General features: G+C 43.2%; 19 protein-coding genes. 10 read left to right on the top strand and 9 right to left on the bottom strand.

All coding sequences use genetic code 11. The features are described from left to right. Positions 1-78: 78 nt before the first annotated feature. The 5 genes from M1L62_RS06210 to M1L62_RS06230 all read right to left on the bottom strand — a co-directional run bounded on the left by M1L62_RS06210 (position 79) and on the right by M1L62_RS06230 (position 3,227). A complete protein-coding gene (locus tag M1L62_RS06210; RefSeq protein WP_254412160.1) occupies positions 79-276 on the bottom strand; it encodes a KTSC domain-containing protein in 198 nt (65 codons plus the stop codon). Positions 277-356: 80 nt separating this feature from the next. Further along, positions 357-557 carry a helix-turn-helix domain-containing protein gene (locus M1L62_RS06215; protein ID WP_254412161.1) on the bottom strand — a complete coding sequence of 67 codons (201 nt, stop codon included), beginning with the start codon at positions 555-557 and terminating at the stop codon, positions 357-359. 2 nt (positions 558-559) lie between these two features. Beyond that, on the bottom strand, positions 560-1,132 hold the full coding sequence (locus M1L62_RS06220; protein WP_254412162.1) for a DUF2975 domain-containing protein: 573 nt from the start codon (positions 1,130-1,132) through the stop codon (positions 560-562). A 99-nt stretch (positions 1,133-1,231) separates the two neighbouring features. After that, positions 1,232-2,707 (bottom strand): sulfatase family protein, encoded by a 1,476-nt coding sequence (locus M1L62_RS06225; protein WP_254412163.1) that lies wholly within the window; start codon positions 2,705-2,707, stop codon positions 1,232-1,234. 130 nt (positions 2,708-2,837) lie between these two features. Next, positions 2,838-3,227, bottom strand: coding sequence for a hypothetical protein (locus M1L62_RS06230; protein WP_254412164.1), 390 nt, complete (start codon positions 3,225-3,227; stop codon positions 2,838-2,840). Positions 3,228-3,663: 436 nt separating this feature from the next. Here M1L62_RS06230 and M1L62_RS06235 point away from each other — a divergent pair, with 436 nt between their 5' ends. The 6 genes from M1L62_RS06235 (at position 3,664) to M1L62_RS06260 (ending at position 9,669) form a co-directional block, all read left to right on the top strand. Then, positions 3,664-6,162 (top strand): PIG-L family deacetylase, encoded by a 2,499-nt coding sequence (locus tag M1L62_RS06235; RefSeq protein ID WP_254412165.1) that lies wholly within the window; start codon positions 3,664-3,666, stop codon positions 6,160-6,162. Between the two features lie 228 nt (positions 6,163-6,390). Further along, positions 6,391-6,801, top strand: a complete 411-nt coding sequence (locus tag M1L62_RS06240) for a response regulator (protein WP_254412166.1) — start codon at positions 6,391-6,393, stop codon at positions 6,799-6,801. 361 nt (positions 6,802-7,162) lie between these two features. Further along, complete coding sequence (locus tag M1L62_RS06245; RefSeq protein WP_254412167.1) at positions 7,163-8,128, top strand: 3-keto-disaccharide hydrolase; 966 nt, start codon at positions 7,163-7,165, stop codon at positions 8,126-8,128. Positions 8,129-8,248: 120 nt separating this feature from the next. Then, a complete protein-coding gene (locus M1L62_RS06250) occupies positions 8,249-8,539 on the top strand; it encodes a Dabb family protein (RefSeq protein WP_254412168.1) in 291 nt (96 codons plus the stop codon). A gap of 18 nt (positions 8,540-8,557) precedes the next feature. Next, positions 8,558-8,785, top strand: a complete 228-nt coding sequence (locus M1L62_RS06255; protein ID WP_254412169.1) for a DUF2905 domain-containing protein — start codon at positions 8,558-8,560, stop codon at positions 8,783-8,785. Between the two features lie 101 nt (positions 8,786-8,886). Then, positions 8,887-9,669 (top strand): phage tail-like protein, encoded by a 783-nt coding sequence (locus M1L62_RS06260; protein WP_254412170.1) that lies wholly within the window; start codon positions 8,887-8,889, stop codon positions 9,667-9,669. Between the two features lie 18 nt (positions 9,670-9,687). On the opposite strand, the gene M1L62_RS06265 is transcribed toward M1L62_RS06260, so the two are convergent. From M1L62_RS06265 to M1L62_RS06275, 3 genes are all read right to left on the bottom strand, one after another. Then, positions 9,688-10,608: a helix-turn-helix domain-containing protein gene (locus M1L62_RS06265; protein ID WP_254412171.1), complete on the bottom strand. Its 921-nt coding sequence runs from the start codon at positions 10,606-10,608 to the stop codon at positions 9,688-9,690. Positions 10,609-10,680: 72 nt separating this feature from the next. Then, the gene (locus M1L62_RS06270; protein WP_254412172.1) at positions 10,681-11,691 is read right to left on the bottom strand and encodes an aldo/keto reductase; all 1,011 of its coding nucleotides are present in this window, start codon (positions 11,689-11,691) and stop codon (positions 10,681-10,683) included. A 258-nt stretch (positions 11,692-11,949) separates the two neighbouring features. Further along, positions 11,950-12,831 carry a DUF6528 family protein gene (locus M1L62_RS06275; RefSeq protein WP_254412173.1) on the bottom strand — a complete coding sequence of 294 codons (882 nt, stop codon included), beginning with the start codon at positions 12,829-12,831 and terminating at the stop codon, positions 11,950-11,952. Between the two features lie 354 nt (positions 12,832-13,185). Here M1L62_RS06275 and M1L62_RS06280 point away from each other — a divergent pair, with 354 nt between their 5' ends. Further along, positions 13,186-13,605, top strand: coding sequence for a hypothetical protein (locus tag M1L62_RS06280; RefSeq protein ID WP_254412174.1), 420 nt, complete (start codon positions 13,186-13,188; stop codon positions 13,603-13,605). Positions 13,606-13,727: 122 nt separating this feature from the next. Here M1L62_RS06280 and purL read toward each other — a convergent pair whose 3' ends face one another. Beyond that, a complete protein-coding gene (gene purL / locus M1L62_RS06285; protein WP_254412175.1) occupies positions 13,728-17,393 on the bottom strand; it encodes a phosphoribosylformylglycinamidine synthase in 3,666 nt (1,221 codons plus the stop codon). A 390-nt stretch (positions 17,394-17,783) separates the two neighbouring features. Here purL and M1L62_RS06290 point away from each other — a divergent pair, with 390 nt between their 5' ends. The 3 genes from M1L62_RS06290 to M1L62_RS06300 all read left to right on the top strand — a co-directional run bounded on the left by M1L62_RS06290 (position 17,784) and on the right by M1L62_RS06300 (position 21,349). Further along, complete coding sequence (locus M1L62_RS06290) at positions 17,784-18,812, top strand: LLM class flavin-dependent oxidoreductase (protein ID WP_310589960.1); 1,029 nt, start codon at positions 17,784-17,786, stop codon at positions 18,810-18,812. 373 nt (positions 18,813-19,185) lie between these two features. Beyond that, a complete protein-coding gene (locus M1L62_RS06295) occupies positions 19,186-20,391 on the top strand; it encodes a serine hydrolase domain-containing protein (protein ID WP_254412176.1) in 1,206 nt (401 codons plus the stop codon). A gap of 268 nt (positions 20,392-20,659) precedes the next feature. Continuing rightward, a complete protein-coding gene (locus tag M1L62_RS06300; protein ID WP_254412177.1) occupies positions 20,660-21,349 on the top strand; it encodes a response regulator transcription factor in 690 nt (229 codons plus the stop codon). The last annotated feature ends 4 nt before the right edge of the window (positions 21,350-21,353 follow it).

The raw sequence follows: 21,353 nt of genomic DNA on the forward strand, positions 1-21,353 counted from the left end.
ACTAACAGGATTTATTGAAAATTGAACTGTTTTAACCTATCAGAACAAGAATCATACCTGCGCAAATTTTCCCCGTTGTCAGTGGATTTTTTCAAAGTCAAAATTCCCTTTGATAACCTCATTTAGAAAGATTCCTTTGGAAGAGGCTGTTTTCATGGCTTCATAAACGCTAACCGGGACTTTTTTATAATCATAGATTATCCCCGAAACAAAGGTTATGCGCAAAGTCTCAGACTCGGCAAGGTAGGCCATTTTGGACACAACGGACGACGGCATGATTAGAAGTGGTTGATTGTCGCACAAGAATCACTTACAAATCTTAATCAACAATCGTGCCTTGATCCTACGTTGGGAGGTTATCGGTATTCCAAAATATCTCCCGGCTGACAATCCAGTTCTTTGCAAAGCGCTTCGAGCGTGGAAAACCGGATCGCCTTGGCCTTCGCGTTTTTTAGTATTGAAATATTGGCGAGTGTTATCCCCACTTTTTCCGACAATTCTGTTACGGACATTTTTCTCTTTGCCAGCATTACATCCAGATTTATTATGATAGGCATGGTCAGATGGTAAGTTGGTTTTCTTCTGAGAGATTATTTCCTTCCCGGAAAATCTCAGCCATGATGTAAGAAAAAATCATGAGCATAAGAGGCATCAGATGAAGCGAGAAACTCCTGAAAGTCGCTTCTTTAAAATGAATAACAGAAAAACCCGAAAGAATAAAAACAATCAAAAGATACTTGCCGATTTTTCGGAAAGAGTAAATATTTGAAATCCGGAAAGTTTCAATCCGGGTTACAGAGGTAACAACTTTAACAAACTCCCGTACCGAGAGAAAGGTAAAAAGGATCATCAAACTGAATTGCAAATAATTTAAATACAGAGAAAATACTGTGATCTGGTTTAACGATAATTCACTGTTTTCCGGTGAAGGCTGAGCCGACCATTTTTCCGTAAAACTATATGAAAACATCGCATCTCCAGATGAAAACTTCGCTGGTTTGAAATCATAATAATCAGGGTTAACCTGAAAATGGATGAAGGCTACCGTAAGCGCGACAAAAGCAGCGACCTGCAAAACACAAAATCCTTTGCATAGAAGGATGCAGAAATTCAAAAGATTATTCTTTTTCATGAGCCGTTTTTTTCTCAAACATAAGTATAAAAAAGAATTTAACAATAAATATTTATCGATAAACAATAAATATTTATTGTTATAGACAAACCAGTAAACCTATATCTCTTTCAAATATGGCGTCAGATCAAGCTCATCCTGCATTTGTTTTTGCTGCGACACCAATTTTTCTTTCAGATCTCTCAAAACACTTTTATAGGCCGTCTGTCCCGACAAATCGTGCATTTCTTCCGGGTCTTTTTTCACGTCAAATAGAAGTATTTTAGAAGCTTTTGGATAAACAATCAGTTTGTACTGCGCTGTACGTACCATCCGCTGCTGATCGGTGTAACAGCCATAAATACTTGCATAATACCCCACCTTATTTTTTGATTTAATGAACGGCAACAAACTGTTGAAGAAAACATGTGCAGGTTTTTTAATCCCCGCCAGTTCATAAGTCGTAGCTGCTACGTCCTGAAAATACACCAGTTGGTCACGTTTCTCGCCCTTCGGGATACCAGGGCCGGCTATGACAAGCGGTGGACGAACGCTGTGATCAAACATACTTTGCTTGCCCATGAGCCCATGATGCCCTACCGACAGCCCATGATCAGCAGTAAAAATGATATACGTATTTTCCAGTTTTCCACTTTTTTCCAATGCCGACAAAATCCTTCCCACCTGCTCATCCATATAAGAAATACTGGCATAATATTCCTGGATGTGCTTTTTGACAGCATAGGGCGTCCGCGGAAACGGAGCCAGCTGTTCGTCTCTTAAATCCTTGCCACATCCCATCGCGTCTTTGAAAGGATATTCATCCAGATAACTGGCCGGCAGTTTGATCTTTTCCACCGGATATTTATCAACCCAGCGTTTGGGTGCCTGCCGCGGGTCGTGTGGCGCGTTGAAAGCCAGGTACATAAAAAACGGCATTTCCTTCTGAGACGCCTCCTGAATGTAACCAACGGCATCGTCGGCCAGCACCTCGCTCCAATGTTTTCCGCCGGTCCAGAAACCTCCGTATTCTTCCTTCCAGGGCTGCCAGGTTGTATCCGATGGCGAAAGCGGCCGGTTATAGCCGGCTGACGTCTGGTTTGCCATACCGTAAGGACGCAAATGACTTACGTGGTCAAAAAGCTTGTTAACATCAGTTTCTACATGCCATTTTCCACTCATGTAGGTTTCATAACCAGCCTGTTTCAACTGCTGCGGCCAAAATCCGTTCGCCTGAATCAGCGGAGTATAATTAGTTTCCTGCTTTTTAGCCTGCCAAACCGATAATCCCGTCAGCAGCATCGCCCGGCTGGCTACACAAATAGCGCCATGCCAGGCACCCATGTTATAGGCTTGGGTAAAAGTGGTCCCTTTCCCGACCAGCGCATCCAGATTTGGCGTGATCACCTCGGGATTTCCCAAGGCTGCGATGGTATTATACCGCTGATCGTCAGTGAAAATAAAAAGGATATTGGGTTTTCCGGCAACAGGCCGGCTTTTGCTGAAAGGTTTGCTGCTACTACTGAGCAGAATCAATAAAAAGAAACCAGCGAGCTGAAGAAATGAAATACATTTCCGGTTCATGTACTTTAACATCCAGGTGATTTAGGAATTAACTGTCTATTGGCAAGTTTTTATGTTTTTCGCTAAGTTTCAAGATTTCACAACAAAAAAAGATCCGGAAATCTGAATTCGCCGGATCCTTGCCATAAAACTTGATGCGTTACTAAACCGCCGCGAGCATCCGCCGGGTTCCCGTGCTTAAACGAATGCCTTTCAGCGTTTTGATCCTGTCCTGAATTTTCACGTTGTACTTCAGATTAAATCCGGGACCGATAAAATGCCTGAATTCCCGGATGGCTTCATTAAGCTGTTTTCTGGAAACACCGCTGTATTCCATTTCCAGTAATTGTGCTTTTTCGGGAGTTGATTTTTTCAGCTTCCAGTACTGCGGATGGTTGATGCCGATCGGACTGTGGAAATACTGGTCGTGCGAGTCCTTTATTAAAAACTCAAAACCTACCTCGATCTCCTTTCCGTTTCGTTGTATTTTTCCGTGCAGAATAATTTTCGCTTCCCTGCCTACTGCCAGTATAAATGTTTTCTCGTGTGTCATGTTTTCTGTTTTAACAACCAGTTTATCTTAATGAGTCGATGAGCAAGCTTCGTTTCTTATCGCTGTTATAGCTATGATCAGCCAAAATTAAAACAATATTTTAAAAAACAAATAAAACCCATAGATTTACTAGACTATATTTATTTACCGGAGGCAGTATTTCGGGCACACAGATATCCTGTTCCACCCGCATTTGATCCTAAAATCACCAAACCAGACAACGTTCATGAATTATCAGAAAAGAATGAATAACATCAAAATCAGGTCATTTTGAACCTTCACCTCCCTGAATTTGACTTATTTAAGACGAAGTTATATTCTTTCAATTTTATTCTATATTAACTCTATAATTTATATATAGTATTATCCACTATTTACTATATTGCATTGGTAAATCTCCGGAAGCCCTTTTGTATTACCACAATCTTTGAAAGTTATGCTGCGCCATTTCACCCGTTTTCTGCTGACTGGATTCATTCTTGCCGGTTTTTCTTTACCGCAGACGGTGCAGGCGCAGGTCCGCCCCTCTTCATCCAGGATTTTACAGGGCATTCAAAAACTCAATGTGCTGGGTAATGTACTTTATTTCGGGGCGCATCCCGATGATGAAAATCCGACATTCATCGCTTATCTGGCCAATGAAAAACTTTATAATACCGCCTATTTTTCGCTGACGCGCGGGGATGGCGGACAAAATCTGATCGGTACGGAAATCAAAGAAAACCTGGGGATTATCCGGACGCAGGAGCTTTTACAAGCAAGAAAAATCGATGGAGGCCAGCAATTTTTTTCGCGGGCTGTGGACTTTGGGTTTTCCAAAAGTGCAGAAGAAGTTTTTACCATTTGGGACCGGGAAAAACTTCTTTCTGATGCGGTATGGGTGATCCGGAATTTCAGACCGGACGTAATTGTAACACGTTTCCCACCGGACGAAAGAGCCGGACATGGCCACCATATCGCCTCGGCGATCCTTGCCGAAGAGGCTTTCGATGCTGCCGCAGACCCCGATAAATTTCCTGAACAATTAAAATTTGTTAAACCCTGGAAAACAAAACGTCTGGTCTGGAATGCCGGTATGTGGTGGAACCAGCGCAGGGACCAGGTGGACGAAAAGGATGCGAAAGAGTACCTGAAAATAGACGTGGGCATTTTTAACCCGTTACTTGGCAAGTCGTATGGTGAAATTGCGGCCGAAAGCCGAAGCCAGCACCGCAGCCAGGGATTCGGAACGATTGGTTTCCGGGGAAGTCTGGTTGAGTATTTCAAACATGTAAAAGGCGAGAAAGCTACCTCAGATTTGATGGACGGTGTCCGCACCGACTGGAGTCGGGTCAAAGGAGCCGGTCGGCTTGACCAACTTATTACGCAGGTAATCAGCAGTTACCAGCCAACCAATCCTTCTGCCGTTGCCCCTGCCCTGTTGAAAATTAAGTCTGAAATAGAAAAATTACCCGAGGGATACTGGAAACAAACCAAGTTACAGGATATTGACAAACTCATCCAGAATTCGCTTGGTTTGTATCTGCAAGTCACTTCTCAGGATTATTCCTATACACCCGGTGAGCAGTTAAGTCTGAAAATCGAAGCGATCAACCGATCTTCGCTCCCTGTCGTTTTGAAAAAGATAAGCTTTCCGTTTGAGAAAAAAGATTCGCTGGTTAATATTCGTCTGACTAATAATCAGGAGATCAGGCTTTCCAGCCAGATCAGAATTCCTGAAAATGTCACGTATTCACAGCCTTACTGGCTACGTGAAGAAGGTACATTAGGGCTTTTTAAAATTGGCAGCCAACAGGAAATCGGGCTGGCAGAAAACGTCCCATCCGCCAAAATCGATTTTGAGCTTAATATTGATGGTAAAAATTTCCACTATTCCGCACCAGTGGTTTATCAAAAAACGGATCCGATTCTGGGCGAGATTTATCAGCCCTTAACCATCACCCCACCCGCGTATGTGAGCGTAAGTCAGAAGGTTTATCTGTTTGACGGAAAGGATGATAAAAAAATAAATGTGGTCGTTAAAGCTGGTAAAGACAATCTTTCGGGTTTGGTAAAACTGAAAACTCCTTCTGGCTGGCGTTGCGAACCCGCCTCTGTCACATTTAGCCTTAAAACAAAAGGAGCCGAGCAATGTGTTGATTTCCAATTATTCCCTCCCGACTTTGCGGACGAAAATGAGATTACGGCAGAGGTGTCTGTTGATGGTAAAACATATGACCGAAGCCTTGGCATGATCAGCTATCCGCATATCCCTACGCAGGTATTTTTTCCTCCTGCCAAAGCAAAGGTGGTGCGAGTGGAAATTAATAAAACCGGGAATCTGATCGGCTACATTAAGGGTGCCGGCGATATGGTACCGGCCAGTTTACAGCAGATCGGCTACAACGTGGAGCTTTTGCCGGATGGCGATATATCCACAGAAAAACTTCAAAAATACGATGCGGTTATAGTCGGTGTCAGGGCTTACAACATCGTGGAACGTCTGAAAGTGATCAATCCGGTGTTGCTGCATTATGTCGAAAACGGCGGAAATTTAATCGTCCAATATAACTCCGATCAGGGACTGCTTATGGAAGATTTCGGGCCCTATCCGTTCAAGGTTTCCAGTAAAAGGGTTACGGTCGAGCAGGCAGAAGTCCGCTTCTTAAAACCTGATTGCAGAGCTCTAAATTACCCCAACAAAATCACCCAAAAGGATTTCGATGGATGGGTACAGGAGCGCAGTCTTTATCAGCCTGAAAGCTGGTCTGAACAATATGAAACCGTTATTTCCTGCAATGATCCTGGCAGTGAAAAACTCGACGGCGGTATCCTGATCGCCAAATACGGCAAAGGAAATTATGTATACACAACCATGAGCTGGTTCCGTCAGCTGCCGGCCGGTGTGCCCGGAGCATATCGTGTTTTCTCCAATTTGATTTCGCTTGGCAAATAACCAAATCTCCTGCCTGCAAACACATACTAGGCCTAATATACTGGTAATGAACTCCGTCACCCCGACTAACCATTTCGCCGCTAAGTGCGTATCAAATTATGTGACCAAAATCAGTACAATATAAAAAGTCCAAAAAAGTATTTTCCTTATCTTTAAGGCATATCCAAACCATCCGCTCATGATTCGGTTATTTACGCCGTTCATGATTCTTAAATTACACCCTTACGAATGAAGCCGAAAATTATCTACATTGCTGACGATGATGAAGATGACCGTTTATTTATTTCGGATGCTATCCGTAAACTGGATCTGGAAATAAAAATTGTTGAAGCCGCCGACGGAGATGATCTGCTGCATCTTATCGAATCCGAAAATACAGAAGAGGCCAATATTCTTATTTTGCTTGACATGAACATGCCCAGGGTCACCGGTATCGAAGTCCTGCAAACCATCCGGGCCAATAACAAGTTAAAACATATTCCAGCCGTCATGATCTCGACATCATCCGACAAAACTTTGATCGACGAAGCTTATCAGACCGGCATTAATGCTTTCATTAAAAAACCCAATAACTACGACGGTTTTATAAAAATCGCACAAGCCCTCCAAACCTGTTTTTTTGATTTCGAGCAGAGTTAAACAGAACTTATTCTGATATGAAAAGATTCATGTTCATCGTGTTGACGTTCCTGGCTCAGGATGCGTTTTCATGCACGTGTATCGAACTCAAAGAAGTAAAGTGGACGACAATACCAGATTCCTGATCGGTATTTATTTTTACAAGGAAGAAGGCCCTCATAAAAGTTTTCTGGGTATGTATCATCTTTGAGAGATTTCAATAACATTCGAAAAACCGGAGCCAAATCACTCCCCTCTCCTAATATACTGTAAATCAAATCCTAACTACCAGACAAACGCCTAAGCCAAAGCTTAAAGGCTGCTTGCCGGCTATTTATTAAACTTTTATAAGTAAATTGACGCCTCTTAATATAACCATTGTATGAACAGATTATTCCAAACCAACCTACGCCATTTTTCCCGGCACCTGCTGCCGGCTTTCACATTGCTTCTGGCTATTTTGACAATGCCATCCATCGCAAAACCGCTCGCCTCTCCGATTGAAGGCCGATGGGATATCACTGTTGATGTGGCCGGCAAACCGTCGCCATCCTGGCTGGAAGTAAGACATTCAGGCAATCATACACTGATCGGCCAGTTTGTTTCATTTTCAGGAAGCGCCCGCCCGATTTCTGAAGTTCATTTCAAAGACGGAAAATTCCATTTCGCCATACCCCCGCAATGGGAAAGAGGTGATAAGGATTTCACACTCGAAGGAGCGATTCAGGGCGAAAAATTAAGTGGTTCGCTGACAACACCTGACGGAAAAACCTATACCTGGACAGGCGTACGCGCACCTTCCTTACGTAGGGCTACGGCTCCGGTCTGGGGAAAGCCAATTCGTTTGACAGACGGAAATACCATCAAAGGATGGCATGCAGAAGGCACCAACCAATGGGTGGCTGAAAACGGCGTTTTGAAAAGTGCAAAATCGGGTGCTAATCTTGTGACTGATCAGAAATTCAACGATTTCAAACTGCATGCTGAATTCAAAATCCCAAAGGGCAGCAACAGCGGCGTGTATCTTCGCGGACGTTATGAAATGCAGGTTACCGATGGAAAAGGACTGGAACCGGCATTGGATCAGCTTGGTGCCGTTTACGGCTTTATCACGCCAAGCGAAATGATGGCGAAAGATCCGGGCGAGTGGCAGTCATTTGACATTACGCTAATCGGCCGAATGCTGACTTTGGTGGTTAATGGCAAAACGGTTATTACAAATCAGGAAATTCCGGGCATTACCGGAGGTGCGCTTGACAGTAATGAAGGTGAGCCAGGTCCGTTGTACATCCAGGGAGATCATGGTCCGGTTGAATACCGTAACATCATCATCACACCTGCGAAATAATCAACGCAGAAATTAAGAAAAAACCGTTATCCTGAGCAATTTCAGATAACGGTTTTTTCTTAACATACTGTTTCTTGAACCAACAGAACAACATAATCCCGCATTTCAAACCGCAAATCCATGATACAGCATTCCGTTATTTTCAAACTGAAATACCCGAAAAACTCGACAGAGGAAACAACATTTCTTGACGCCGCCAGGGCATTAGTTTCAATACCCGGCGTTCTTAACTTTCAGTGTTTGAAACAAACAAGCCCGAAAAACAACTTTGATTATGGCCTGACCATGGAATTTGAAAGTCAACAGACCTATGACGCCTACTCCAACCATCCTGATCATACCTATTTTGTACAGGAGTTCTGGCTGCGTGATGTCGAAGATTTTCTGGAAATTGACTATGCACCGTTCTAAGTCATAACAGAGTCAGGTATGTCTCAAAATACAGGCAAATACATCATCATAGCCGGACTGATTCTCCTGGTGCTCGGCACTGTGGTTTACTTTCTGGGCGACAAACTCCACTGGCTGGGCCGGCTCCCAGGAGATATTCGTGTGGAAAGGGAGAATTTCAAATTCTTTTTCCCAATCACAACCATGATCCTTTTAAGCGGGCTTTTGAATCTTATTATTTTCCTGGTAAGGAAAATCCTGAATTAGCAGAAACGCCGGTCGCTCCCTAAATCCGGTCTTCAAGTCAGTCGGTTATAGAAAAATTTTTATATATTTCGTAGAAATTCTTCTCTATTAACTTGATATGTATGAAAACCTTTACCCGTATTTCTGCAATTCTTGCACTGTCTTGTTTCCTTGTTAAAACTTCGTCCGTCGAAGCCCAGGTTGGTATTGGAACCACCACACCGGATGGCAATGCCATGCTGGAAGTAGTCAGTCCGAACAAAGGAATCTTAATTCCCAGAATTTTGAAAGCCGACCGCGAGTCAATCGTGACACCGGCAACCGGATTGCTGGTTTACCAGACCAACGACATAAACGGATTTTACTTTTACCATGAAACAGAAGGCTGGAAACGGGTTAGCTCAGAATCTGTCCCCGCGCCTGCGAAAGACCTTGGCTTTTCTGCAACATTGAATTCGGTCACCACAAATGCTAATACACAACTTAGCGGATGGAGTGTCACAAACCCTTCTTATAATGCACCCGGTTTTAACCCGACAACGGGAAATTTCACGGTTCCGGAAACAGGCACCTATGCTATTGAAACAACAATTAACTACAACCTGACAGTGACTACCTCAGTCAGTGCAGGCCCCGGTGTAAATCCATATTTTGAGGTTAGAAAAGTGGCGCCGATAACTTCAAGCCTTATAAGTGGATATCTGCCGATGTTAAACGTTAATGTTGTATTGGTACTAACCTTAAAGGCTGTACTGGACAGGGGTGTCGTGACTTTATCCAGAAATGTTATTTTAAATGCAGGTGACGTAATAGGTCTGTTTTATCTGAATTCGGGTTTTACACCGAGTGTCAACATTGGGGGCGGACTTACTCCCGGGGTGTCATGGGCAATCCGAAAATTGTAGTTCCAGGTAAGTGAAAAACTAATTGTTAGCTGTTTCCTTACGAAATGCAGCCGGCGTGATGCCCGTCTTATTTTTAAATAAACGATTGAAATACTGCGGGTATTCAAAACCCAGCTTGTAGGCAGTTTCGTTAATTGACAGATTGGTTGTCAGCAGAATTTCCTTTGCCTTTTCAATCAAGAGGTTATGAATGTGCTGCTGTGCGCTCATGCCCGTAAGCGAACGCAGCATATCGCTGAGATAATGCGCAGAAACATTGAGTTGCTCGGCAATTTCGTTTACGCCGGGAATCTGACCAACATCCTCCTGTTGGAAAATTTTCCGGATCAGCTGTTCAAAACGGACCAGCGGCTCCTCTTCCGAGCTGCTTCTTGTGATAAATTGTCGGTTATAAAAGCGATTGGAATAGTTGAGCAGCACCTCAATATGCGATACGATAACGTCCTGGCTGAACCCATCAATCGACTGCTGATATTCATGACGGATATCCATCATAATCCTATCGACCATCGCCTCTTCTTTTTCAGAAAGATGCAGCGCTTCGTTCAGGTTATAGGAGAAAAATCCATAACTGTCTATGCGGCTGGCGAGCGGATATTTTCGTATAAAATCCGGATGTATCAGCAGCATCCAGCCCGTGATCCTGGAATAATCAACATTGCGGTCCAGTGTAAAAACCTGTCTCGGCATTGAAAAACCCATGACTCCGTTGCTGAAATCATAATATTTGCGGCCATAACCAATGGCATCGATATTTTTTTTCAGGAATATGCTGTAAAAATTATAGATCAGTTTGTCGTCCGGCAACTGCGGCATATCCGGATTACAGGTAAGACCGATCACACTGATCAACGGATGCTCAGGGCCGGGCAAACCTACAATGCTGTGATACTCAGCAATGGAGTTGATAATATGTGGCGCGGCGGACGTTTTTTTCATCTGATCTTTATTTTTGAAAACAGGAAAGCGCTGTACAAAATTACATGCTTTCCTGTTTCGTTGGGGAATTAATTACAAATTCACGCCCGCCATGGACGTCTGGTCATAGCGGTCACCGGAAATGATGCCCACCGGCACAATCGATTCCAGATGCGCAAACTGCGCCGGTGTAAAAGTAATATCCGTAGCAGCTACATTCGCTTCCAGGTTTTTGATCCGTTTCGTACCCGGAATCGGAACTGTTCCCTTTGATAAGGCCCAGGCAATAGCCACCTGTGAAGGCGTTACGGCTTTCTCTTCCGCCAGTTTCTGTATCTCTTTTACCAGTTCCAGATTTTTATAAAAATTCTCACCCTGAAAACGAGGAATGGTTCTCCTAAAATCGTTTGCTTCAAAATCTTCCGGATTTTTCAGATCTCCGGTAAGGAAACCACGTCCCAGGGGAGAATAGGATACAAACCCAATTCCGAGCTCCCTAAGTGTATCAAAAACCCCGTTTTCTTCCGCAGTGCGTTCAAATAAAGAATACTCCGTTTGCACTGCCGTGATCGGATGAATCGCATGTGCTTTTCTTAACGTCTGTGCTGAAACTTCCGATAATCCGATATACTTCACCTTTCCCGACTGAACCAGCTCCGCCATCGCCCCCACAGTATCTTCAATGGGCGTTTCAGGATCGACACGGTGCAGATAGTATAGGTCGATATAATCCGTTCCCAGGTTTTTCAGAGAGCGTTCCACCGCCTTTTTCACATATTCAGGACGTCCATTGATTGCCCAGGTAAGCTGCTCGTTATCGTCAACTTCATAACCAAATTTTGTAGCGATATGATATTGATCCCGGTTTCCAGCTATGGCCTTGCTGATCAGCCGCTCATTTAAAAGCGGGCCGTAAAGATCAGCTGTGTCAAGGAAATTTACACCCAGCTCCAAAGCCCGGTGAATGGTCGCAATGGATTCCTTTTCATCTGCCGTCCCGTAAATATCATTGCCGGCAATGGTTGTCATACCCATACATCCAAGACCCTGCACCGGCACCACCAGTCCCTGACTTCCCAGTTCTATTTTCTTAATACTGCTCATAAACCAATTTTGTATAATGAAGTAATTATTAACACTGCAAAGGTGGCAGTTTCAGATTTTGCAGGATTATACAAAACGGTTCATTTTGTATACAAATTGGAGTCAGATGACAATAAAAGGAAGAATACCGCCTGATATCTTTTTTGTTATAAATATTAGATTAATAACAAAAAGCGGTAAATTTGCGGCCAATTCATTCTAATGAATTAGGTAGAAATGTTGCTTATAAGAACTTCGGCCTTCCGGGGTTCTTATTTCTTAATGTGTTTCAAACCAACGCGCTTTATACACATGCAGGCCAGGAAAAGCCAGGCTGCGTGACGGCTGAAAAAACCGGACATGGAAGGTCCACCAGCTTTGTTCCGGAATGGTGTAAATGTATTGTCCCGATGGACTTTGCCCCAAACTCTTGATATTTTCCGCGTCAGGAAACCCCTCGATTTTCTTAAAACTATAAGTGCTCAGATCGAATATCCATGCGCCGTTGTGTTCTGTCACAAAAAGATTTTTCCCGTCAGCAGTAAGTTGTAGTTCATGTCCGCCAATACCGGGTATTTTCCATTCCGTTTTGAGTTCAAGCTTGTCCTTGGAAGCGAGTTTATATTCCCGCAACACCTGATATCCCAGCGCAAAAAGGCTCTTTCTCTTTTCATTCCACACCAGGCCATGTGCCGAGTAAAGACTGTCGGTATAAACTGCCCTTTCTGGCTGAGCCCTGTCAAATAACATGATTTTATTTCCATCCTTAGCCGTAGACGCTGCGGCAGCCACGATATTGCCAGGCAGCAGCGTTATGGAATGTGCATTGGGTACTGCTGCATAAAAAAGAACTTTACGGTCCGAAGTGTTCAGGAGTGCGATGGCCCCTGAGGACGCCGAAACCAGGATTTGCTTCCCGTTATTTACCGGCTTGCAGTCATCCATGGTGTTGAACATTTTAGTCCGGTACAATTCCGGCAGGTCTTTGGCTGCATGCGCATCCCAGGTCCAGACGATGTGAGGGATACTGTCCCTGGATTTATTATAATCGACCAAAAGCACTTTACTGTCGCCACAAACCAGCAATGTTTTTGCGGACTGCGCAAAAGTTGGGAAGGTACTTATCAGCAATAAAAAGATAACAGAAACACTTTTTTTCATCTTGGGTTCAGGATATTAGGTTTGAAATCCGCCTGATCAGCGTTTCGGTAAATATAAAAACAGGATGGTTTATAACAGTCTGATTATCGAAAATTATAGATTTCTTCACATGAACACTTTTTGTCAAAGCATCTGCATCCGGCCAACAGGTTCACAGATTACCAAATGGTTACTTAACCCCGATTTCATTTACGATCCGGGCTTTTGCAATTCAGCGATCGACCGTTAAATAAATCGCCCTATCCATAAAAACAATCAGGCCCACTTCCTCAAAAATTTTAAGGATACTTAAAAATAAAAATATTAATATTGTTCAATAAAAGTTAATTATTGTCCTACTTAATTACATCTTTTATGACCAAACTATCTCCACTTCGAAGTACCATTTTTTTGGTGTTATTAGCCTTTGCCCTTTCCTGTACGGATCACGACATACCCGAGAAAATCGAGTTAAAAACTTTGCCGATCACTTCCAATCCTAACGGACTGAAATGCTCTATTGTTTTTTCATTGAATGTGGTGAGAACAGGGAGTTTGCCCGTGAAAGAATATGGCGTGGTGTACAGTGCGTTTGGAGCCGGAAACGGTCCTGTGATTGAGAATCCAACCATTGAAAACAATCTGAAAGTCATTTTTGATTTGCCTGCCAGTGTTGGCGACAAGTCAAAAATAGGGCCGCAGTTGTGCACCAACAATATAAACTACCGGGCCTACGCAATTTTGATCGACGATTCAGTGGTGTATGGCAATATGCTTAATTTCCACGATAATTAAACGAGGCCAAAACGACCTGCCACGTCTTTACAAACACTACTTATAAAAAACAGGGTCGCTGAACTAATCCCGCAACCCTGTTTACTTTATTTTCAAACCTGTTTTTAACAAGTCCTGTTATCTTACTTTCCTGATGTTTCTATCCATTTTCTTGCATTCACGAAAGCTTCGATCCATGGAGAAACTTCGTCGTTTCTGCCTGCCGGATAGTTAGCCCAGTGCCACTGGAAAAGAGAACGCTCGATGTGAGGCATCATCACCAGGTGTCTTCCTGAATTGTCACACATCATAGCCGTATTGTAATCTGATCCGTTCGGGTTCGCAGGATAAGTTTCATAAGCGTATTTGGCTACGATCTTATACTTATCTTCGGTATAAGGAAGCGCAAATTTACCTTCACCATGTGAGATCCAAACTCCCAGCGTACTGCCGGCAAGTGTCGACAACATCACCGAATTGTTTTCCTGAATGGTCAGTGAAGTAAAGCCACTTTCGTGTTTTTTACTTTCATTATGAAGCATTTTTGGTTTTTCCTCGTGATCCGCGTTGATAAGACCAAGCTCAACAAATAACTGACATCCGTTACAAATACCTACTGAAAGTGTATCGTCACGTTTGAAGAAGTTTTCCAGTGAAAGTTTTGCTCTTTCGTTGTACAAAAATGCACCCGCCCAGCCTTTTGCTGAACCCAAAACGTCCGAGTTAGAAAATCCTCCAACGGCACCAATAAACTGGATATCTTCAAGCGTTTCGCGGCCAGAGATCAAGTCAGTCATGTGTACATCTTTCACATCAAAACCGGCCAGATACATCGCATTGGCAAGTTCTCTTTCCGAATTACTTCCCTTCTCACGAAGAACAGCCGCTTTCGGTCTTGGTTTTGAAGGATCAATTACCGGTGCTTTCCCGTCAAACTGAATCGGGAACGTGTAGTTAAGCACATGGTTTTTATAGTTGTCATAACGTTCTCTGGCTTTCACTTCACCGCTCTGTTTCTGATCCAGCAGGAACGAAGTTTTGAACCAGACATCACGCAGATGATCGACGTCAAAATTCCAGCTTCCGCTTGCATCTTTAACGGTCAGAGCCGCTTTCGAATCGACAGAACCAATTTTGTGATAAGTTACGCCATTGGCATCCAAAACTGCCTCAGCAGATTTATCCGCCTGGAAAACGATACTGATATTTTCAGCAAATAATTTTTCAATAATATTCTGCTCTCCCAAAGAAGAAAGATCGATGGCTGCACCCAGATTACGGTCTGCAAAACAAAGCTCCAAAAGCGTTGTGATCAAACCACCGCTGCCAACATCATGACCGGCCTGGATTTTTCCGGCTTTGATCAGCTGCTGAATGGTATTAAAGGCATTTTTGAACGCCTCTGCGTTCAAAACGTCCGGTGTCTCGTTTCCTATTTTGTTAAGAATCTGTGCAAAAGAAGAACCACCCAGTTTGTAGGCGTCACCAGAAAGATTGATGTAATAAATATCACCTCCGTCTTTTTGAAGAACCGGCTCTACCACCGCCCTGATATCGTCAGAATGGCCAGCTGCCGAAATGATCACAGTACCCGGCGCAATCACTTCTGCATCCTTGTACTTCTGTTTCATCGACAAAGAATCTTTTCCTGTCGGAATATTGATTCCCAGGCTGATCGCAAATTCAGAACAGGCCTGCACCGCTTTGTACAAACGTGAATCCTCACCGGCATTCTTGCAAGCCCACATCCAGTTGGCCGAAAGTGATACACTTTCCAGACCATCTTTAAGCGGAGCCCAGACAATGTTTGACAATGACTCAGCAATCGCATTACGACTACCTGCCGCAGGATCGATAAGCGCCGAAAGCGGAGCATGTCCAATGGATGTCGCAATTCCGTCTTTTCCCTGATAATCCAGCGCCATCACACCACAGTTGTTCAATGGCAACTGAAGCGGGCCCACACATTGCTGTTTGGCAACACGCCCGCCCACACAGCGGTCAACTTTATTGGTAAGCCAGTCTTTACTTGCAACCGCTTCAAGCTGAAGTACCTGTTCAAGGTAAGCCGCCAGATTGGCCGCATCGTAAGTTACAGGCTGATAAGTTCTTTCAATAGTTTTGTCGTGCATAACCACCTTTGGAGAACTTCCAAACATGTCATCCATTGCAAGATCCATTGGCTTGGCTCCTGTTGTAGCCGACTCGAATGTAAAACGATGGTCAGAAGTTACCTCTCCTACCGTATACATCGGCGCTCTTTCACGGTCTGCAATTCTTTGCAGGGTGGCTGCATTTTCCTTGCTGATCACAAGTCCCATACGCTCCTGCGACTCGTTACCGATGATTTCCTTGGCAGAAAGCGTTGGATCACCTACCGGCAATTTATCCAGATCAATCTTTCCGCCAGTTTCTTCCACAAGTTCAGAAAGACAGTTCAGGTGACCTCCTGCGCCGTGGTCATGAATAGAAACGATGGTATTGTTATCGCTTTCCACCATACCACGAACCGCGTTTGCGACTCTTTTCTGCATTTCAGGATTTGAACGTTGAATTGCGTTCAGGGTAATACCAGAACCAAATGCCCCGGTATCAGCCGACGAAACCGCAGCTCCGCCCATCCCGATTCTATAATTTTCTCCGCCTAAAACAACAATTTTGTCGTCAACAGATGGTTTTTCTTTTTTCGCCTGATCAGCTTTGCCATAACCAACACCGCCAGCCTGCATAATCACTTTGTCAAACCCAAGCTTTCTCGCATCTTCTTCATGCTCGAAAGTCAGCAATGACCCTGTAATTAATGGCTGACCAAATTTATTTCCAAAATCGGAAGCTCCGTTTGAAGCCTTGATCAGGATATCCATCGGCGTTTGATACAGCCATTGTCTTTCTTGCACTCCCTTTTCCCATGGACGGTTTTCTTCCAGACGAGAAAAAGAGGTCATATAAACAGCGGTTCCGGCCAAAGGCAATGAGCCCTGTCCACCGGCAAGCCTGTCTCTGATCTCTCCGCCTGACCCTGTCGCTGCTCCGTTGAACGGCTCAACGGTCGTCGGGAAATTATGTGTTTCGGCTTTTAGAGATATAACCGAATCAAAATCTTTGATTTCATAATACTCAGGAACATCCGGGCGCTTAGGAGCAAACTGCTGGATACGAGGCCCTTTTACAAAAGCTACATTATCCTTATAAGCCGAAACAATTCCATTTGGATTTGTCTCAGAGGTTTTACGGATCAGCTTGAACAATGACGTTGGCTGCTCCACCCCGTCGATCACGAACGTACCATTAAATATTTTGTGACGGCAATGCTCCGAGTTAACCTGCGAGAACCCAAAAACCTCAGAATCAGTCAGTTTACGACCAAGTTTTTCAGAAAGTTTATTCAAATAATCTACCTCCTCATCACTAAGGGAAAGTCCCTCCTGCTGGTTATACTCTGCAACATCGTTGATTTCGATGATCGGCTCCGGCTGAAGACTTATCAGATATATTTCCTGGTTTAGCTCATCGTATTTCTGAGATAACATAGGATCAAAACCGGTAAAATCCGCTTCAACTTTTCTAAATTCCTCAATCCTGATGATTCCCTGAATATCCATATTCTGGGTAATCTCAACGGCATTTGTGCTCCATGGGGTAATCATGGCGGCACGCGGACCAACGAAGAAGTTTTTCAGGACGGTTTCCTTTTGAAGTTTTGCACCGCCAAATAGCCAGCTTAGTTTAGCAATGTCAGGCTCGGTGAGAGTTCGCTCTATCTGTAAAGCAAAAACAGTGTCGTGGTCGTTGGAAAAGAAATAAATCATGGTATGTTATTATGGCGCAAAGTTACTTTGAAATTTTCGCGATGTCCATACGTAGCGTAAAATAGTTCTGATAAAATAAAAAACCTTTATGCGGCTGAATGGTTCCCTCATTTGGTTATAGTTCATGAAAAGTAATTAAATTGACATGTGATAAGTCCTTTTTAGCATGCTGCCTCATGAAAAAAGCGAGTTACGAGGCGTCCAAGGGTATTTCTGCGATCGGAGAAAATTTCTTCAATAATTCTTGAACGATTATTCAACTATTCATATTCTTTTGGTGTTAGATTAAGTTGTTACGTGTGACTAACAATCAGAAACCGTTAGTTACTTACCAGAATTACTTACATAATGAAGGATATCCCGACAGATATTCAGTCAAAAATATTCGATATGATGCATACAAAAGAGTCAAAACCTGTTGCTTATTCGGTCCTCGACCTGGCCACTGTCATTGAAGGAAAAACGCCGGCTGATACTTTTAAAACGAGCCTTGAACTGGCGCGGGAAGCAGAAAAACTTGGTTATACCCGCTACTGGCTTGCCGAACATCACAACATGATCAGCGTTGCCAGTTCAGCGACGTCGGTGCTTATCGGTTATATTGCGGGCGGCACGTCCTCTATTCGTGTTGGCTCCGGCGGCATTATGCTGCCTAATCATGCGCCGCTCATCGTTGCTGAACAGTTCGGAACGCTCGCTTCATTGTATCCGGGCAGGATTGATCTGGGGCTCGGCCGCGCTCCGGGAACCGATCAGGTTACAGCAAGAGCGATCCGCGGGGAAAATTTCAATGCAGTACACAATTTCCCAAGTGATATTCAGGCGCTTCAGACATTCTTTTCAAAAGATAATCAAAACAGTAAAGTGCGGGCAAATCCGGGGGAAGGACTGGATATCCCGATCTGGATACTTGGATCAAGCACGGACAGCGCACGCGTGGCAGCGGCCATGGGCCTTCCCTACGCCTTTGCCAGTCATTTCGCACCGGCTTATTTCCTGGAAGCGATTGAACTATACCGGAAAAATTTCCGCCCGTCCGTTTATCTGGATAAACCTTATGTGATGGCTTGTGTAAATGTAGTAGCAGCTGACACGGACGCAGAAGCCGACTGGCTGTCAACATCGGTATTACAGTTTTTCCTTGGTGTGGTCAGCGGAAAACGCAAACTTTTGCAGCCGCCGGTAGAAGATATGAATGACATCTGGGGCATTCAGGAAGAACATGCCGTGAGTCAAATGCTGGCCTATTCATTCATTGGCGGACCTGAAAAGCTTAAACAGCGTATTAAAAAATTCTTTGAGCAAACACAGGTTGACGAGATCATGGCAACCTCACATATCTTTGATCACCAGGCCAGAGTAAAATCTTACCAGCTTTTCTCGCAGGTTGTTAATGAGATTAATACAGTTGAGGTTTAAGAATTAACGAAAAACACACAAAAGGGCTACGAGACGGATTGTCTCGTAGCCCTTTTGTTTTACAAGCCTGTGTTCGAAGACATCCTGCTTTGATATATATAACCTGCTGAATTTCAGCTTTATTAAAAAGGAAAACAGAACGTAAATAATTTTATATTTTTTTATACTTTTTAATTAGACGTTAAAAGTTTGGCCTCTTTGCGTGCTATACCTTTGTATCCATCAAAGCGAAATAAGGCACTTATTTAAAAACCGCAAACAACCGGATTTTAAAAATCTTCCGTCAGGAAGTCAGGGATTATTTTGCTTTTGAAAATCACAATAAGTTTTTATTCATCTCAAACAGTTAGTTAAACTTTAATTTCAATCAAAAATGAAAACTCAATTTTTTAAATCATTAAGCTTCGGTTTATTATTAAGCGTTGCCTTATTATCTACAAGTTGCAAAGAGAACGAAATTCTTAACGAGGTAACACCAACAGAAGCTGATAAATCAGATAAGTTAGGTATCCCGACAAAATTTGACGAAATAGGATTTGCCCTGCTGCTAGAAGAATACATGGAGCCAAAAGTAGCCGGTTTCGGATATGCAATTTACAACGACGGAAAAGAATATTACAGAACAAACGGAGGAGATGGCTGGGCAAGAAAAAAAATAGAAACGCCTTTTCAGCTCCATGGCGCTATCGTTAAACAGGAAATTGTCACCTCAACCCAGTTTGTGACGGCCGTTGCGGTGATGAGAGCCCTTGAAATCTATAACTTATCGCTTTCGTCAAAAGTCTGGCCATTTCTTCCTAAATTCTGGGTTCCAAGTGATGAATTCAAATCACTTACCTTTGAAAGATTACTGGCGCATAAGACAGGTTTAATTAACTACAACGACCTGACGAAACTCAGACAAACCGTTGAAGGTCCGGTTAATAACGCCTTATTTTCAACAGAATCGTATCAGAATAACGATGTAAATTACCTGCTTCTGGGGATCATCCTGCCTTACATACAAGCAAAAAAACTTGCCGATATCGGCAGCAGCTCAATGTTGAATACGCTCAACAAATTTGACGAAAACTTTGTGGATTACGGATCATATTTCCGCAGCTTTGTCAGAACCAACGTATTTACACCTGCGGGACTGAACACACCAACATTGGTTGACTGGCAGCCATGGGACCACAACGGCACGTACAGTCCGTCACTGGCAACCAAAGGGTATCCTTCAAAAAATGGAGAGGAACCGGGTATTGTAAAAGGGATCAATCGGTTTAACTGCGGCGTGACGGGATTGTACATCAGTGCGTCTGAGTTTGGCAAAATCCAGTCTGCCGTTGCTAAAAACAAGGTTATCAGCGCTACATCACTTACCAATATGAAAACAAAGATGCTAGGATTTGACAATAAGCTGGTAGGAACCAAAGGAGCCTATTACTGGAAAAGAGGTGTTGGCGACAATTGCGAAACAATGATCTTTGATTTTGGAAAAGTGCAGGTAGCTGTGTTCGCCAACTCATTACAAAGCGACATAAGCTCTCCAACTGTTTTAGCTCAAATGTTTGAAAATTCCTTTATCCCGCTTTAACAGCGAAGAATTTCAAAATTCTGAGTCCGGGTTATAAGTAAAATTACGTATATAGCATAAGGTAATTGGGTTGATTATTGCTGAAAAGGCAATTTTCAACCCAATTTTATTTACAAAAAACAAAGTCACTCATTTACAACACATTAGAATATGCGATACGTTAAATAAAAAGGTTGAGGATTGTTTATGCAAAATCTTCCCGATGTCCTAAACATTCTGTTATTTTGAACATAGAACTTTTTGTGTGTTCTATTTAACGTTATGAATAATGGATGATTTGCACATACTTCTGATTGACGACGAAGTACAATACAGCGAGCTAACCAAAGAATATCTTGAAATGCGCGGCTGTAAAGTTACACTCAAACATGACGGACTCGCAGGTTTTGAAACATTCAAACAAAACCAATTTGATTTGTGCGTTTTGGATGTAAAAATGCCCAAAATCGATGGTTTCACGCTCGCCGAAGAAATAAAATCCATCGATGAATGTGTCCCGATTATTTTCCTGACCGGCCAGTCGTTAAAGGAAGACAAGATAAAAGGCCTGACCCTTGGTGCTGACGATTATCTTACCAAACCATTTAGCATGGAGGAGCTCTATCTCCGGATCAGGGTTATTTTAAAAAGGGTTAAGGCCCAGGAAAAGACAAAAATAGTTAACGAGTTTAAGGTTGGAAGCTCCGTTTTTAACTCTGAGCTGCGTGAGCTTTCAGTTTTGAATAAGACCATCAAACTTACGTCCATAGAATCCAAGCTGCTTACATTACTTTGTCAGTACCAGAACAAAGTTCTTACACGTGATATTGCCATGCTGGGTATTTGGGGAGACGAAGAGCATTTCAGGGGTTACAGCCTGAATGTTTACGTGAGTAAAATCCGGAAATTTTTAAAGGAAGACCCTATGGTAGAAATTCTGAATTTGCATGGGGAAGGCTACAAGCTTATCAATAAATAAAGAC

This window comes from Dyadobacter diqingensis (genome assembly GCF_024220585.1).
GTDB classification, from domain to species: domain Bacteria; phylum Bacteroidota; class Bacteroidia; order Cytophagales; family Spirosomataceae; genus Dyadobacter; species Dyadobacter diqingensis.